Source organism: Massilia sp. Masssp93, assembly GCF_059491295.1.
Map to the genome: position 1 here is coordinate 4,703,845 of NZ_CP168502.1, position 14,786 is coordinate 4,718,630.

The following is a 14,786-nucleotide window of genomic DNA, read 5'->3' on the forward strand; positions in this document are numbered from 1 at the left end:
GCACCGTCAGTCCGCGACCGGCGCCGGGTACTCGACGCTCAGGATGTCCAGTTCGTCATTGCCTTGCGGCGTATGCAGCGCGACGGTGTCGCCTTCGCGCGCCTTGGTCAGTGCGCGCGCCACCGGCGAGACCCAGCTGATCTTGCCCTTGAGCGGGTCGAGTTCGTCGATGCCGACGATGGTGACGGTATGTTCCTCGCCCGCCTTGTTGACGTAGGTGACGGTGGCGCCGAAGAACACCTGGTCGTTGCCGTGGTGGACGGACGGGTCCACGACGAAGGCCGAATCCAGGCGCTTGGTGAGGAAGCGGATGCGCCGGTCGATCTCGCGCAGGCGGCGCTTGCCGTAGATGTAGTCGCCGTTCTCCGAGCGGTCGCCGTTGGACGCGGCCCAGTGCACGACGCGCACGACTTCCGGCCGGTCGACGTCGATCAGCTGGAGCAGCTCGTCCTTGATGGCCTGGTGGCCGGCCGGCGTGATGTAGTTCTTGGACCCGGCGGGAATCGCCCGGGCCAGCGCCAGGGCCTCGTCGTCATCGTCGTCGTTGTCCGACTCTTTTACAAATGCCTTGTTCATGCGTGTATTGTAGCGCCTTCGACAACACGCACGCGCATGCGGCGTGCCGGTCCCGCGCCGGTTTCCCGTATCATGAGGTCATGACACGCGCCCTTCCACGCAGCCGGATGTTCGCGCCACTGGTGTATCTGGCGGCCGTGGTGCTGCTCGTCGAGGAATGGTGCTGGGATACCGGCATGCGCCTGACGCGTGCCCTCGCGCGCTGGCCCGCGCTGGCGGCGCTGGAGGTCCGCGTGCGCACGCTGCCGCCGTACGGTGCCCTGTGCGCCTTCGTGCTCCCCGGCCTGCTGCTGCTGCCCGTCAAGGTCCTGGCCGTCGTCGCCATCGCCCACGGCCACGCGCTGTCCGGCATCGCGACCATCGTGCTGGCCAAGATCGGTGGCGCGGCCGTGGTGGCCCGGCTGTACGTGCTGACGTTGCCGACCTTGCTCGCGGTCGGATGGTTCGCGCGCTGCCACGGCTGGTTCATGGTGGCCAGGGCCCGTTGCCTGGATTACCTGCGCACGAGCCACGCCTACCACCTGGCCGGCCGCGCGCTGCGCGGACTGCGGATCGGCCTCAGGCGCGTGCTGCGCCGGCTGCGTCCACACCCGGCCGATGCGCAAGGCCGCCATGCCAGCCGCACCGTGCGGGTGCTGCGCCGCTTCGTGGTCCAGTGGCGCGCGCGCCGGCGCTAACCGACAGACGATATGAACATGAGTCCAGACATCTCCAGCCGCAGCCCCCGCGCCGCGCAAACGCAGGCGGCCCCGCCCGCGCAGTCTCCCGCCCCCGGCCTCGTCTACCAGTTCGTGCTGCGCGCCGACGGCACCATGGCCTACCCGCACCTGAGCGAGGGTTGCACGGCGCTGCTGGGCGTGGCGGCGTCCGAACTGCAACAGGACCCGGAATGCTTCGTGCGGCTGATCCTGCCCGACGACCGCGCAGGCTGGCGCGAGGCGATGGCGGCGTCGAAGGCGACGCTGGCCGCGTGGAACTGGGAAGGCCGCATCTGCGCCCGCGGCTGGAACGACGTCAAATGGATCAGCCTGCGCGCGACGCCGCTGCCGCTGATGGACGGCGGCGTGCAGTGGGACGGCATCATGACCAACATCACCGCGAGCAAGCTGGTGCAGGAAGAAACCCGGCGTTCGCGCGCGCGCCTGGCCGAACTGACGGACCACATCCAGCAGGTCAAGGAACAGGAGCGGGCCCGCATCGCGCGCGAGATCCACGACGACCTGGGCGGCAACCTCACGGCGATCAAGATGGCCCTCGCCATGCTGGCCGCGCGCCTGCCCGACGATCCCGCCCTGCGCGACAAGGCCGATTACCTGGACGACCTCGTCGACCGCACGATCGAGGCCGTGCATCGCATCTCGCTGGACCTGCGTCCCGGCACGCTCGACCTGGGGCTCGTCGCCGCCCTCGAGTGGCAGGCGCGCGAATTCGAAAAGCAGATGGGCATCGCCTGCGTGTTCCGCAGCGCCGACAAGGACATCGACCTCGACCCGGACCAGGCGGTCGCGCTGTTCCGCATCGTCCAGGAGGCGCTGACGAATATCGCCAAGCACGCCGGCGCCACGCGCGTGACGGTGAGCCTGCGCCGCCTGCGCCAGCACCTGACGCTCAGCATCTGCGATAATGGCCGCGGCATCACGCCCGCCGACCGTCTCAAGCCGCAATCGTTCGGCCTGCGCGGCATGAGCGAACGCGCCCGCGCGCTGGGCGGCACGCTCGCCTTGTCGCAGGCGCCCGGAGGTGGCACGATGGTCGTCGTCAAGATCAGCCTGGCCGCCGCCGCGGCCGGACGCAGCGAATCCACCCGAGCATGACAGAAAAAGCCAGCATCCGCGTTTTTATTGCAGACGACCACGCCATCGTGCGTGAAGGCCTGAAGCAGATCCTCGCCGAACAGCGCGACATCGTCGTGGCGGGCGAAGCCGAGACCGGTCTCGATGCCGTCAAGCTGTTCCGCAAGTCGCGCTGCAACGTGCTGCTGCTCGACATCTCCCTGCCCGACCGCAACGGCATCGAAGTGCTCAAGCAGATCAAGAGCGAGAAGCCGGAACTGGCCGTGCTGATGCTGTCCATGCACCGCGAAGACCAGTACGCGATCCGCTCGCTGAAGGCGGGCGCCGCCGGCTACCTGACGAAGCAGAGCGCGCCGAAGGAACTCGTCAACGCGATCCGCCAGGTGGCGGACGGCCAGCGCTACGTCAGCGCGCAACTGGCCCAGGTGCTGGCGGCCCAGCTCGGCGAAAACCACGACGCGCCGGCGCACGAAGGACTGTCCGACCGCGAATACCAGACACTCACCATGATCGCCTCCGGCAAGACCGTCAGCGAGATCGCGCGCGAACTCTCGCTGTCGGTGAAGACGGTCAGCGAATACCGCTCGCGCCTGCTGGCCAAGATGAAACTCAAGACCAGTGCCGAACTCACGCATTACGCGATTCGCAATCAGCTGATCGATTAAACTGTCCGGTGGGCACGTGCCCACGCGTTACGCCAACACATCGCGAACGTTGCGCGTGGGCGGAGGGCCGCCCACCTGCCGCTGTCATTACAGTCCGTGAGACTGCGTGGTAATTGCGCGCTTGTTCAACGGTTTGATTTTTTGTCAGCGGCATACCATGGTGACAATAAGAATTCCATATTGCAACGTCCAAAATGTCCAGCTCACAACGCCCGCCGGGGGATCCCGGCCAGAATCCAGCGGAAATCGCACGCGAAGCGTTCCGCCGGCTCGCCACGCGGCGCATCGCGCCGACGCCGGACGCCTACCGCGAGATCTATAACGAGATCGCCGGCGTCGACGTCCTGCCGCCGCCATCCGATCCGGGCGCGGAGAACGTCCTGTCCGGCTTTGCGCACCGGCTGGCCGACACCCCGGGCGAACTGGCCGAGTTCGGCGTCCGCTTCAACCGCGCCGTCAAGCAGCGCGACTGGGACGGCTATGCGCGCCTGCTTTCGCAACTGGCCGAGAAACACCTGCGCCGCCATACCCACCCCGCCCTTGCGCTGGGCGCCGAGAACGGCGAAGCGAAGCTGCTGCGCGACCTGCTCAGCCGCACGCTGACGTTCGCCGTCGCATCACTGCTGGCGGGCACGCCGAACCTGTCCGGCGAGGCGGAATCGCTGGGCGCCGCCGTCAAGGCCGCCCACGGCGAGGATGCGCTGCAGGAAATCGCCGGGCGTTTGAAGGACCTGTGCTACCAGATCGAACTCAAGAGCGGCGACACGGCCGAACAGCAGGAGCTGCTGCTGCGCCTGTTCAAGCTGTTGCTGGAGAACGTGTCCGAACTACTGGACGACGACAGCTGGATGCGCGGCCAGATCGCCGCCGTGCAGGACCTCATCGCCGGCCCGCTCGACCACCGCGCACTGGAAGACGCGACGCGCAGCCTCAAGGATGTCATCTACAAGCAGGGCCAGCTGAAACACGGCATCGCGGACGTCAAGGCGACCGTCAAGAACATGATGATGACGTTCATCGACCGGCTCGGTTCGGTGGCGGCGTCGACCGGCGACTTCCACGAAAAGATCGGCGGCTTTTCCGAGCGCATCCGTCACGCCGGCAATATCGAAGAACTCAACGAGGTGCTGGAAGAAGTGCTGCGCGAGACCAGGCTCGTGCAGGCCGAGGCGATGGCATCGCGCGACCGCATGGTGGCCGCGCACCAGGAAGTGCAGGAAGCGGAGGCGCGCATCAAGGATCTGGAAGCGAAGCTGCAACATATGAGCGAGCTGGTGCGCGAAGACCAGCTGACGGGCAGCCTCAACCGCCGCGGCCTGGACGACGTGTTCGAGCGCGAGAGCGCGCGCGCCGACCGCCGCGGCACGCCGCTGTGCGTGGCCCTGCTCGACCTGGACAATTTCAAGAAGCTCAACGACACCTATGGCCACCTGGCCGGCGACAACGCCTTGCGCCACCTCGTGAAGATTGTCCGCGATACATTGCGCTCGATGGACGTGATCGCCCGCTTCGGCGGCGAGGAGTTCCTCATCCTGTTGCCGGAAACGAATGTCGAGGCGGCCTCGGCCGCGATGGTGCGGGTGCAGCGCGAACTGACCAAGCATTTCTTCCTGCACGAAAACGAGAAGATGCTGATCACGTTCTCGTGCGGCGTGGCCCTGCGGCATCCGAACGAGGACCAGGCCAGCCTGATGTCGCGCGCGGACCGGGCCATGTACCAGGCCAAGCAAACGGGGAAGAACCGCGTGGTGGTGGCCGAGTAACGGGCGCCACGCGAACGCCGCCACGCCCACGCGTCGGCGGCTTTTTTATTGTCCGGCACCAAAAAAATAATTTTTTTCGCCCTAAAGTTCCCGAATTCAGCGCCGCCAAGACAAGCCCGCCCCGGCCGATGACACAAAAATTTCGGTTTTTTTCGCTCTACCCCTCTAAACTTTTTCCGTAGAGCACCGTTACCAGCTTCAACAGCGGTTTGAATGTCACGGAACAGCGTGACAGACCAAAGTAAAACGAGTGGCACGTCGCCACGCCCCGTAAGACCAGTCTGGAGAGACACCATGTCGTCCGTTATCAATACCAACGTTGCATCCCTGAACGCCCAGCGTAACCTCGCAGCTTCGCAAAACTCGCTCAACACCTCGATCCAGCGCCTGTCGTCGGGCATGCGCATCAACAGCGCCAAAGACGACGCCGCCGGCCTCGCGATTTCCGACCGTATGAATTCGCAGATCAAGGGCATGGACCAGGCAGTCCGCAACGCGAACGACGGCGTGTCGATGGCCCAGACGGCCGAAGGCGCCCTGTCCAGCTCGGGCGACATGCTGCAGCGTATCCGCGAGCTCGCGGTGCAATCCTCGAACGCATCGAACTCGTCCAGCGACCGCAAGGCACTGCAGACCGAAGTGTCGCAGCTGACGTCGGAACTGAACCGCGTCGCCACCACCACCCAGTTCAACGGCCAGAACCTGCTGGACGGTACGATGGGCACCGCGAACTTCCAGGTCGGCGCCAACGCCAACCAGCTGATCTCCATGACCGGCTCGAACTTCACCACGTCGACCTACGGCAACAACACGGAAGTCAAGGACGGCCTGGCGACCGCCGCCACCGGCGGGGGCGCCGGCGGCGACCTGGTCATCAACGGCTCGTCGGGTTCGGCAACGGTCACCCTCGGTGCCGACATTTCGGCGAAGACGGCCGTTCAGAAGATCAACGACGTGAACGGCTCGACGGGCGTGACCGCCTCGGCCCAGACGAACACCCTGCTGAAGGCCGACCTGTCGGGCGGCAGCGCCGTGTCGTTCACGTTCGCCGTCGTCTCGGATAACGATCCGACCAAGAGCCCGGTCAACGTGTCGTTCCAGGTTGGTTCCGCCGGTGACGCCGACGCCTACGCCGCCGCGATCAGCGCCTTCAATGCGCAGACCGCCAAGACGGGCGTGACCGCGTCCTACGACGCCACGGGCGGTGGCGTGAAGCTGACGAACGCCAACGGCAGCGACATCAAGCTGACCAACAACTCGACCGACGTCGCCGCCTCCGCGACTTTGGACTCCTACACGACCACTGGTACCGTGGCGAACGCCCCCTTTACGATTGGCGCAGCCGCCGATGGCGTCGCCAAGGGCACGATCACGCTGGACTCGTCGGCAAGCTTCTCGACCAATGACGCCACCGGCTGGGGCATGACGGGTTCTTCGGACCTGAAAGCGGTCGCCGACATCGACGTCAGCACCTTCGACGGCGCCCAGAAAGCCATCAAGATCGCCGACGCCGCCCTGGCCAAGGTCGACGACCAGCGTTCGCAGCTGGGCGCACTGCAGTCGCGTTTCGACTCGACGATCTCGAACCTGCAGTCGACCAACCAGAACCTGTCGGCATCGAAGAGCCGCATCGTCGACACCGACTTCGCTTCGGAAACCGCGAACATGACCCGCGGCCAGATCCTGCAGCAGGCCGGTACGTCGATGCTGGCCCAGGCGAACTCGCTGCCGAACGGTGTCCTGTCGCTGCTGCGTGGCTAATTAGTAATGTAATAAGCCCCCGATAGCGGTGTAAAGTGATTCCTCGGCTGGAGTAATTCAGCCGAGGAATTTTTGCTAGGGAATCATCATGAACATTCAACCAGTGGGTTCGCCCGCCTCTCCCCGCGTGGACGAACGCCCGACCCAGCCGGCGGCACCGGCGGGTAAGGCGGACGCGAGCGGCAAGAGCAAGACCGCCGACGCGGACAAGCCGTCGCACGAGGACGTGTCGGCCGCCGTCGACAAGATGAACGAGGCGATGCTGGGCTCGTCGCAGAGCCTGCAGTTCTCGATCGATGAAGACAGCAAGGACATCGTCGTCAAGGTCATCGACCAGAGCACCAAGGAAGTCGTACGGCAGATTCCTTCCAAGGAAGCGCTGCAGATCGCCAAATCGCTCGACAAGTCGATCGACAAGATGCAAGGCCTGCTCATCAATCAGACGGCCTGACCGTCCGATGTTTGCTTTTTCGTCAAGCGCGGGTCGATGACCTGCGCTTGATGCCCCGTTTCGCCTCCCTCACCCGCGTTTTTCCCGCCCATAAGGCTGGGAGCGGAAATAACGCACATTTCCTGCTCTCAAGTACGGTTTGCTTCTGTCGATAATGACTTACATTATCGCTTTCACGGGAGAAACAAGTGGGAATCAGCTCACCTGGTATTGGATCCGGTCTCGACGTCAACGGTCTCGTCAGCAAGCTGATGGCGGCCGAGTCGCAGCCGCTTTCCAACTACGACATGAAGACCGGGGTGTACCAGGGCAAGCTGACGGCATACGGCCAGGTCAGCTCGGCCGTCGGCGCATTCCAGAGTGCCCTCACGTCCCTGAACTCGACCAATACGTTCAGCGCGCTGACCGCCAAGTCCAGCAACGCGGATCTCATGACCGCCAGCGCCGGCTCGAGCGCGGTGGCCGGCAAGTACAAGATCAACGTGACCCAGCTGGCCCAGGCGCAGAGCCTGATGACGGGCGGCCAGGCCAGCACCAGCACGCAGATCGGCGACGGCAGCAAGACCACGCTGACGTTCCAGTTCGGCAATGTCAGCGGCGGCACGTTCGGCACGGCCGGCAACGCACTGGGCGCCGGTACGGCCGCGTCCGGCATCGCGAGCGGCTCGCTGACCATCAACGGCACCGCGATCAGCACCAACGGCACGACGCGCAGCGCGCGCGACCTGGCGCAGGTGATCAATGACGAAACCGACACCACCGGCGTCACCGCCAAGGCCGGCACGACGACGACGTCGGCCACCTTGTTCAGCGGCTTCGGCGACGTCACCGTTGCGAGCGGCGGCAGCTATGCCCTGTCGGTGGGCGGCGTCAGCCTGGCGTCGTCGGACGGCACCACGACCGTGACGGCCGCGTCGCTCGATACCGCGCTCGGCACCACCGGCGTCAAGGATGCGCTGGCGGCCGCCAACATCACCACGACCGGCTCGGCCGCGGGCGGCGACCTGCAGTTCTTCGCGGCGGACGGCTCCAACATCAACGTCAAGGAAGCGGTCAGCGGCACCGTCACCGGCGGCATCGGCCTGGCGAGCACCGCCGCCAACACGGGGTCGGACACCACCGTGACGGCCGGCGTGACGCTCAGCTCGGCGGACGGCAGCCAGATCGTCGTCGGCGGCAACAGCCCGGCCGCGGCCGGCCTGACGGCGGGCAGCGCCGGCAGCTACCTCGGCGCCGGCTTCGTGCAGGACGGCAGCCAGGCCAGCGGCACCGTCACGCTCGATACCAAGGACCAGACCCTGCAGGGCATCCGCGACGCCATCAACAAGGCCAATATCGGCGTCACGGCCACCATCGTGTCGGACGGCAGCGACAGTCCGTACCACCTCGTCGTCACGTCGAACAAGACCGGCGCCAAGTCGTCGATGAAGATCAGCGCCGACGGCGCCGACGGCGGCCCCGTCAACGCGGGCATCGCCAGCCTGCTGGGCTACGACCCGAACGGCACGCAAAACCTCACGCAGACGAGCGGCGCGCAGGATACCAAGCTGACCATGAACGGCATCGCCGTCACCAGCGCCGACACGACGGTGGACGACGTCGTGCAGGGCGTCACCATGGACCTGAACACGACGGGCAGCACGACCTTGACGGTCGCCCAGGACACGAGCACCGTGTCGACCGCGATCAATGGTTTCGTGAAGGCCTACAACGACCTGAACTCGACGATCTCGAAACTGACCGCGTACGACGCCACGACCAAGACGGGCGGCGTGCTGCAGGGCGACTCGGCCGTGCGCGCGGTCCAGACCCAGCTGCGGCGCGCGCTCAGCACGTCGGTCGCGGGCCTGGACAGCAATATGACGAACCTGACCCAGGTCGGCATCACGTTCGCGCAGGATGGCAGCCTGACGGTCGATTCGACCAAGCTGGGCACGGCGATCTCCAGCAACTTCAACGACATCGCCGGCCTGTTCGCGGCGGCCGGCTCGGCCAGCGACGGCGGCGTCACGTACAACAAGTCGGGCACCGCCACCCAGCCGGGCGAATACGCCATCAACATCTCGCACATGGCGACGCAGGGCACGCTGACGAGCGCCAACGCGCTGTCCGGCTCGACGACGATCGCGTCGAACACGACCTGGACCTTCACGCTGAACCAGACCGATCCGGTCACCGACAGCAAGGTCCAGAACATCCAGATCCCGGCCGGCACGTACACGAACGACCAGCTGTCGTCGATGCTGCGCGCCGCCATCAACGGCAACAGCACGTTTTCCTCGGCCGGCGACAGCGTCGAAACATCGCTCGACGCGACCGGGCACCTGTCGATCTCGTCCAGCAAGTTCGGGGCGGCGTCGAACATCGCGATCGCCAGCGTCACCGGCACCCAGGTCAGCGACATCTTCGGCGGCGCCGCGCCGGCCGTGGGCACCGACGTCGAAGGCACCATCGGCGGCGTCGCGGCGACCGGCAACGGCCAGGTGCTGACCGCGGCCGACGGTTCGAAGGCCGCCGGCATCCAGCTGACGATCAAGAGCGGCGTCGCGGGCGACCGCGGCACCGTGTCGTTCTCGCAAGGCTATGCCTATGCGCTCACGAACCTGGCCACGAGCTTTACCGGCAAGGACAGCCTGCTGGCCAGCAAGACCGACGGCCTGAACGCCAGCATCAAGAACGTGGCCGACCAGCGCGACCGGTTCAGCCAGCACCTGACCCAGGTGGAAGCGATGTACCGCGCCCAATTTACCTCGCTCGACACGATGATTTCGTCGATGCAAAGCACCCAAAGTTACCTGACCCAGCAGCTGGCCGCCATCGCGGCCAACCGATAACTGGATTTATTGGAGAAACAAGATGTTTGGAACCATGAAACGCGGCGTCAACGCTTACGCCAACGTGGGCCTCGAAACCGGCATCGCCTCGGCCTCGCCGCACACGCTGATCGTGATGCTGTACGACGGCGCCCTCGTCGCGCTGCTGAGCGCCAAGACGAACATCGCCGCCGGCAATATCGCCGCCAAGGGATCGGCCATCTCGAAGGCCATCTCGATCATCGACAACGGCCTGCGCGCCTCGCTCGACAAGAGCGCCGGGGGCGAGATCGCCGCCAACCTGGACGCCCTGTACGACTACATGAGCCGCCGCCTGCTGCACGCGAACGTCAAGAACGACGTCGCCATCGTCGACGAGGTGCACCGCCTGCTGGCCGACCTGCGCGAAGCCTGGGTGGCGATCGGCGAGAAGGTCCAGCAGCAGCCGGTCCCGGCGCCCACGGCCATGCCGAAGGCCGCGACGCTGGTGAGCGCATAAACGGGGAACGCGACCATGATGACCAATTCCGAAATCGCGTCCCTGTACGAAGCCATGGTGGGCATCACCGACCAGATGCTGGCCGCCGCCACCGCGAGCGACTGGGATCGCCTGCTCCAGCTCGAGCACCAGTGTGCCGCCTGCGTGCGCCAGCTCAAGGCCAACGGCGACAGCCCGCTGGCCGGCCAGGAACGCATGCGCAAGGTGAACGCCATCCGCAAGATGCTCGATTCCGACCGCAAGATCCGCGACCTGACCCAGCCGTGGATGGCGAAGCTGCAGGCCATGATCGGCAACAAGACCGTCGAACGCCGCGTCGCGCGCGCCTACGGCATCTGAGCGGGACGATCGTCCCGCCGACCTGAACGATGCTGCCGCGCGATACCGTCTCGCTGACCCCGGTCGCGCCTGCCCGTCCCACCCTTCCGGTCGGCGACCCGCGCCAGCAAGCCTTTACGCGCGCCCTCGCCGGCCTCGTCGGGCAATCCCTGGCGGCCGACGTGATGACGAAACTGCCCGACGGCAGCTTCGTCGTACGCATCAACGACATGGCGGCGCGCATGCCGCTGCCCGCCGGCGCCGAGGTCGGCACGCAAGTGCCCCTGACCCTCGTGGCGCTCACGCCCCGCCCCACCTTCCAGCTCCAGACGGGCCAGGGCGCCCCGGCCTTCGCCGAGGCCGGCCCGCCGCCGGAAGGCGCCAACCTGCAATCCGCACCGCTCGCTTATCTGGAAGGCAAGGATGCCGCCGCACTGACGCGCACGGCCGCTCTGCTGGCCGGCGCGCGCGGCCTCGCGCAACTCCCCGGCGGCGCGTTCGATACCGCCAACGCCTCGATCAGCCCGGCCGGCAAGGCGCTGGGCGACGTCATCGCGGCCGCCCAGAAAGCCGATGCGCAGGCGAGCGCCGCCGTCGGCCGCACGCCGCTGCTGGGTGCGCCGTCGGGCGACGCGGACGCCATCGCCAGGGCGCTGCAGGATGGGCTCGCTAAAAGCGGCCTGTTCTACGAATCGCACGTGGCCGAATGGGCCGAAGGCGCCCGCCCCCGCACCGACCTGGCGGCGGAGCCGCAGGCGCGCGGCATGCCGCCGCCGACCGACCCGAACACGGCCCAGTTCATCAACCTGCAGCTGAACGCACACGAACAGGGACGCGTCGCGTGGCAGGGCCAGCTATGGCCGGGCCGCGACATGCACTGGGACGTCGAGCGTGAGGCCGCCGGCCGCCAGGACCGTGGCGATGGCGAAGGGGCCGCCACATGGCAGAGCAACCTGCGCCTGCGCTTCGGCGCGCTGGGCGAGGTGGGCGCGCGCGTCGTGCTGTCCGGCGACCAGTTGCACATCCGCCTCGACGCGCCGGACGCCGCGACCAAGGGCCTGCTGGACGCGTACCAGGCGCGCCTGGCGCAGGCGCTGGACGCGGCCGGGACGCCGCTGTCCACGCTGGCGATCCACGACGCCGCACCGAAAGGCGAACCGGGCGATGGACAAGGATAAGGACGCGAATACCAACGCACGGCGGCGCCAGAGCGCCGTCGCGCTGGCCTATGGCGCCGGCGACCCGGCGCCGAAAGTCGTCGCCAAGGGAATGGGACTCGTCGCCGAGCAGATCATCGGCCGCGCGAAAGAGGCCGGCGTGTTCGTGCACGAGTCGAAAGAACTGGTGGCGTTGCTGATGGAAGTCGATCTCGACCGCCAAATTCCGCCCGCCCTGTACCGCGCCATTGCCGAACTATTGGCCTGGCTCTATTATATTGAATCCGCGCAAGTTTCCGGCCAAACACCACCGCCGGCACCGGACACGATATCGCTCCTCCCACCCCAAGAAAGCACTCCGGTTGACACAGATGCAAGCAATCACTGACGCCGAATTAGAAGCCTGGCACGACTACGAAGTCGAGTCGTCCAGGGAAATCGTGGCCCTGCTGCGCCAGATCGCCGAAAAGAACCAGCTGATCCGGATGCTGATCAAGGGCGAGGCCGACGTCTGCGTCACGTCGCTGCTGCACGTCGATCCGGACGCCGGCACCCTCATCATCGACCGCTCGGTCAGCCCCGAGCAGAACAAGCGCATCGTGGCCGCCGGCACGGTGCGCTGCGACACGTCGCTGGACAAGATCCGCATCGTGTTCGGCCTGGACAACCTGAGCGAAGTGGAATTCGAAGGGGGCTCGGCGCTGCGCTGCGCCATCCCGGCCAGCCTGATCCGCCTGCAGCGGCGCGAGTTCTACCGCATGCCGACGCCGGTGACGAACCCGGTGCGGGCGACGATTCCCCTGCCGGCCGAGCTGGGCGGCGACGCCGCCGTGTTCCCGCTGGCCGACATCAGCTGCGGCGGCATCGCGATCTACGACAACAAGATGCAGCTCGGCACGACCATCGGCGAAACCTACGCCAACTGCCGCATCGACCTGCCGGAGATCGGCCCCGTCACCTGCTCGCTGCAAGTCCGCAATTCGATGGACATGACGCTGCTGAACAACAAGACGAGCCGCCGCCTCGGCTGCCAGTTCGTCGACATCTCGCGCGCCAACCTGGCCGCCGTGCAGCGCTACATCACCAAGCTCGAACGCGAGCGCAACGCGCGCCTGTCCGGCCTGGCGTGACGGAGCGGCCTGACGTATCCTGACGGCGGGAACGCCGGGCCGCGGCCCTGCATCCAATCGTCAGGCATACGACACGAAGGACTCCCATGCAGGCCGCCACACCGAACCCCTCTTCCCTCGACGACGACGCGCTGCTGCGCCGCATCCGCGCCGGCGACCGCGACGCGTTTTCCCTCCTCATGCGGCGCTACAACCGCCGGCTGTACCGCGTGGCGCGCAGCGTCCTGCGCGACGATGCGGAAGCCGAGGACGCGCTCCAGGATGCCTACCTGCAAGCGTTTCGCGCGCTGCCGGCATTCCGTGGCGAGGCCGCGCTCGGCACCTGGCTGACGCGGATCGTCGTCAACGCCGCCCTGATGCGCCAGCGCAAGACCGGGCGGCTGGCCGAGGTCATCGAGCTGGGTGCGGATTTCGGCGCGGACGATGCCGCCGGACCGCACTACGCCGACGCCAGCCAGGGCGAACGGGAGCAGCCGGAACTGGCCGCGCTGCGCGCCCAGACGCGGCGCCTGATCGAAACGGGCATCGACAAGCTGCCCGCCGTCTTCCGCACGGTGTTCGTGCTGCGCGCGGTGGAAGAGCTGAGCGTCGAGGAAACGGCGGCCACGCTGGACATTCCCGAGGCCACCGTGCGCAGCCGTTATTTCCGGGCCCGCGCCATGCTGCGCGAGGCGCTCGCGCGCGAGATCGATTTCGCGATCGAGGACGCGTTCGGCTTCGACGGCGCGCGCTGCGACCGGATCGTCGACGCCGTGCGGCGCCGGCTGGACGCGGAATGGGGCTGCTGACGGATGGCGGGAACGCGGGGGCAATGACGTGCATCCAATGGGTTGTTCCACCTTTTCCAACCCAATCAAGGATGCTGCCATGAACAAATCCACCCCGCTGCTGCTGTCTTCGCTGTTCGCCCTCGCCCTGGCCGCGCCCGCCCACGCCGCCGGGCCGAACGATGCGCAGATCGCCGCGATCGTCGTCGCCGCCAATGCGGTCGACATCGACGCCGGCAAGCAGGCCGAGACGAAAACGAAGAACAAGGACGTGCGCGCCTTTGCCGAGCGCATGGTGGCCGACCATTCCGGCGTCAACCAGCAGGCCACGGCGCTGGTGCAGAAGCTGCACGTGACGCCCGAGGACAACGACACCAGCAAGAGCCTGACGTCGGGCGGCGCGGCGACGCGCACCCGTCTCGCGGGCCTGTCCGGCAAGGCCTTCGACAAGGCCTATGTCGACAATGAGGTGACGTATCACCAGACCGTGCTCGACGCCCTCGACAAGACGCTGATCCCGAACGCTTCCAATGCCGAGCTGAAAGCCCTGCTCGTCAAGGTCCGCCCGGCCTTCGTGGCGCACCTGGAGCACGCGAAGCACATCCAGGCCGAACTCAAGTGAAATTCAGGCAACGCCTCGCCGTCGCATTGTGCTGGCTGCCGATCGCGGCCGGCGCGGCGGAACACCATGTCGTCATCGACGGCATGAAGTTTTCGCCGCAGGTCGTCCAGGTCAAGGCGGGAGATACGATCGTCTGGGAAAACCACGACATGTTCGTCCACAACGTGACAGCGGCCGCGGCCAGGGTGAGCTCGGGCGACCTGGCGCCCGGCAAGTCGTGGCGCTGGGTGGTGCCGGCGGGAACGTCGTTCGACTATCTCTGCACCTTGCACCCGGTGATGAAGGGACGGGTGGATGTAGCCGGGCCGCCGCGGCGTGCGGCGCACTGAGTCGCCGCCGTATCCCGCGCGATAACCGGCTTTCGCGCGCGATATCCGTCGTCTCTGCGCAATCACCGTCGTTCCCGCCTGCGCGGGAACGACGGGTCAAGCATTCATCCACGCCTGCGCGGGGGGCGACGAGCCAAGGGTT

General features: G+C 66.7%; 16 protein-coding genes. 15 read left to right on the plus strand and 1 reads right to left on the minus strand.

Annotation, left to right across the window (positions count from 1 at the left end; all coding sequences use genetic code 11):
• Positions 1-6: 6 nt before the first annotated feature.
• Positions 7-576: a transcription elongation factor GreB gene (greB, locus tag ACEN9Q_RS19355; protein WP_056443475.1), complete on the minus strand. Its 570-nt coding sequence runs from the start codon at positions 574-576 to the stop codon at positions 7-9.
• Between the two features lie 80 nt (positions 577-656).
• Between greB and ACEN9Q_RS19360 the strand changes: the two genes are divergently transcribed.
• From ACEN9Q_RS19360 to ACEN9Q_RS19430, 15 genes are all read left to right on the plus strand, one after another.
• A complete protein-coding gene (locus ACEN9Q_RS19360) occupies positions 657-1,253 on the plus strand; it encodes a hypothetical protein (RefSeq protein WP_495625696.1) in 597 nt (198 codons plus the stop codon).
• Positions 1,254-1,271: 18 nt separating this feature from the next.
• Positions 1,272-2,390, plus strand: a complete 1,119-nt coding sequence (locus tag ACEN9Q_RS19365; protein WP_495625697.1) for a sensor histidine kinase — start codon at positions 1,272-1,274, stop codon at positions 2,388-2,390.
• Entirely contained in the window at positions 2,387-3,034 is a 648-nt protein-coding gene (locus tag ACEN9Q_RS19370) for a response regulator (RefSeq protein ID WP_056443482.1), read from the plus strand. Before ACEN9Q_RS19365 ends, ACEN9Q_RS19370 begins: the two co-directional genes overlap by 4 nt.
• Positions 3,035-3,228: 194 nt before the next feature.
• Positions 3,229-4,797: a GGDEF domain-containing protein gene (locus tag ACEN9Q_RS19375; RefSeq protein WP_495625698.1), complete on the plus strand. Its 1,569-nt coding sequence runs from the start codon at positions 3,229-3,231 to the stop codon at positions 4,795-4,797.
• Positions 4,798-5,091: 294 nt separating this feature from the next.
• Complete coding sequence (locus ACEN9Q_RS19380) at positions 5,092-6,558, plus strand: flagellin N-terminal helical domain-containing protein (protein ID WP_495625699.1); 1,467 nt, start codon at positions 5,092-5,094, stop codon at positions 6,556-6,558.
• Positions 6,559-6,646: 88 nt separating this feature from the next.
• Entirely contained in the window at positions 6,647-7,009 is a 363-nt protein-coding gene (locus ACEN9Q_RS19385; RefSeq protein ID WP_495625700.1) for a flagellar protein FlaG, read from the plus strand.
• A 188-nt stretch (positions 7,010-7,197) separates the two neighbouring features.
• Positions 7,198-9,843: a flagellar filament capping protein FliD gene (gene fliD / locus ACEN9Q_RS19390; protein ID WP_495625701.1), complete on the plus strand. Its 2,646-nt coding sequence runs from the start codon at positions 7,198-7,200 to the stop codon at positions 9,841-9,843.
• Between the two features lie 22 nt (positions 9,844-9,865).
• The gene (gene fliS, locus ACEN9Q_RS19395; RefSeq protein WP_056443495.1) at positions 9,866-10,321 is read left to right on the plus strand and encodes a flagellar export chaperone FliS; all 456 of its coding nucleotides are present in this window, start codon (positions 9,866-9,868) and stop codon (positions 10,319-10,321) included.
• 15 nt (positions 10,322-10,336) lie between these two features.
• The gene (locus ACEN9Q_RS19400; protein WP_056443499.1) at positions 10,337-10,660 is read left to right on the plus strand and encodes a flagellar protein FliT; all 324 of its coding nucleotides are present in this window, start codon (positions 10,337-10,339) and stop codon (positions 10,658-10,660) included.
• Positions 10,661-10,689: 29 nt separating this feature from the next.
• On the plus strand, positions 10,690-11,817 hold the full coding sequence (gene fliK / locus ACEN9Q_RS19405) for a flagellar hook-length control protein FliK (protein ID WP_495625702.1): 1,128 nt from the start codon (positions 10,690-10,692) through the stop codon (positions 11,815-11,817).
• On the plus strand, positions 11,804-12,184 hold the full coding sequence (locus ACEN9Q_RS19410) for an EscU/YscU/HrcU family type III secretion system export apparatus switch protein (RefSeq protein ID WP_056443506.1): 381 nt from the start codon (positions 11,804-11,806) through the stop codon (positions 12,182-12,184). Before fliK ends, ACEN9Q_RS19410 begins: the two co-directional genes overlap by 14 nt.
• On the plus strand, positions 12,168-12,926 hold the full coding sequence (locus tag ACEN9Q_RS19415) for a flagellar brake protein (RefSeq protein ID WP_056443509.1): 759 nt from the start codon (positions 12,168-12,170) through the stop codon (positions 12,924-12,926). The genes ACEN9Q_RS19410 and ACEN9Q_RS19415 overlap by 17 nt, the downstream gene beginning before the upstream one ends.
• An 86-nt stretch (positions 12,927-13,012) precedes the next feature.
• Complete coding sequence (locus ACEN9Q_RS19420; protein ID WP_495625703.1) at positions 13,013-13,714, plus strand: RNA polymerase sigma factor; 702 nt, start codon at positions 13,013-13,015, stop codon at positions 13,712-13,714.
• 79 nt (positions 13,715-13,793) lie between these two features.
• The gene (locus ACEN9Q_RS19425; protein ID WP_056443514.1) at positions 13,794-14,315 is read left to right on the plus strand and encodes a DUF4142 domain-containing protein; all 522 of its coding nucleotides are present in this window, start codon (positions 13,794-13,796) and stop codon (positions 14,313-14,315) included.
• Positions 14,312-14,644, plus strand: a complete 333-nt coding sequence (locus tag ACEN9Q_RS19430; protein WP_495625704.1) for a cupredoxin domain-containing protein — start codon at positions 14,312-14,314, stop codon at positions 14,642-14,644. The genes ACEN9Q_RS19425 and ACEN9Q_RS19430 overlap by 4 nt, the downstream gene beginning before the upstream one ends.
• The last annotated feature ends 142 nt before the right edge of the window (positions 14,645-14,786 follow it).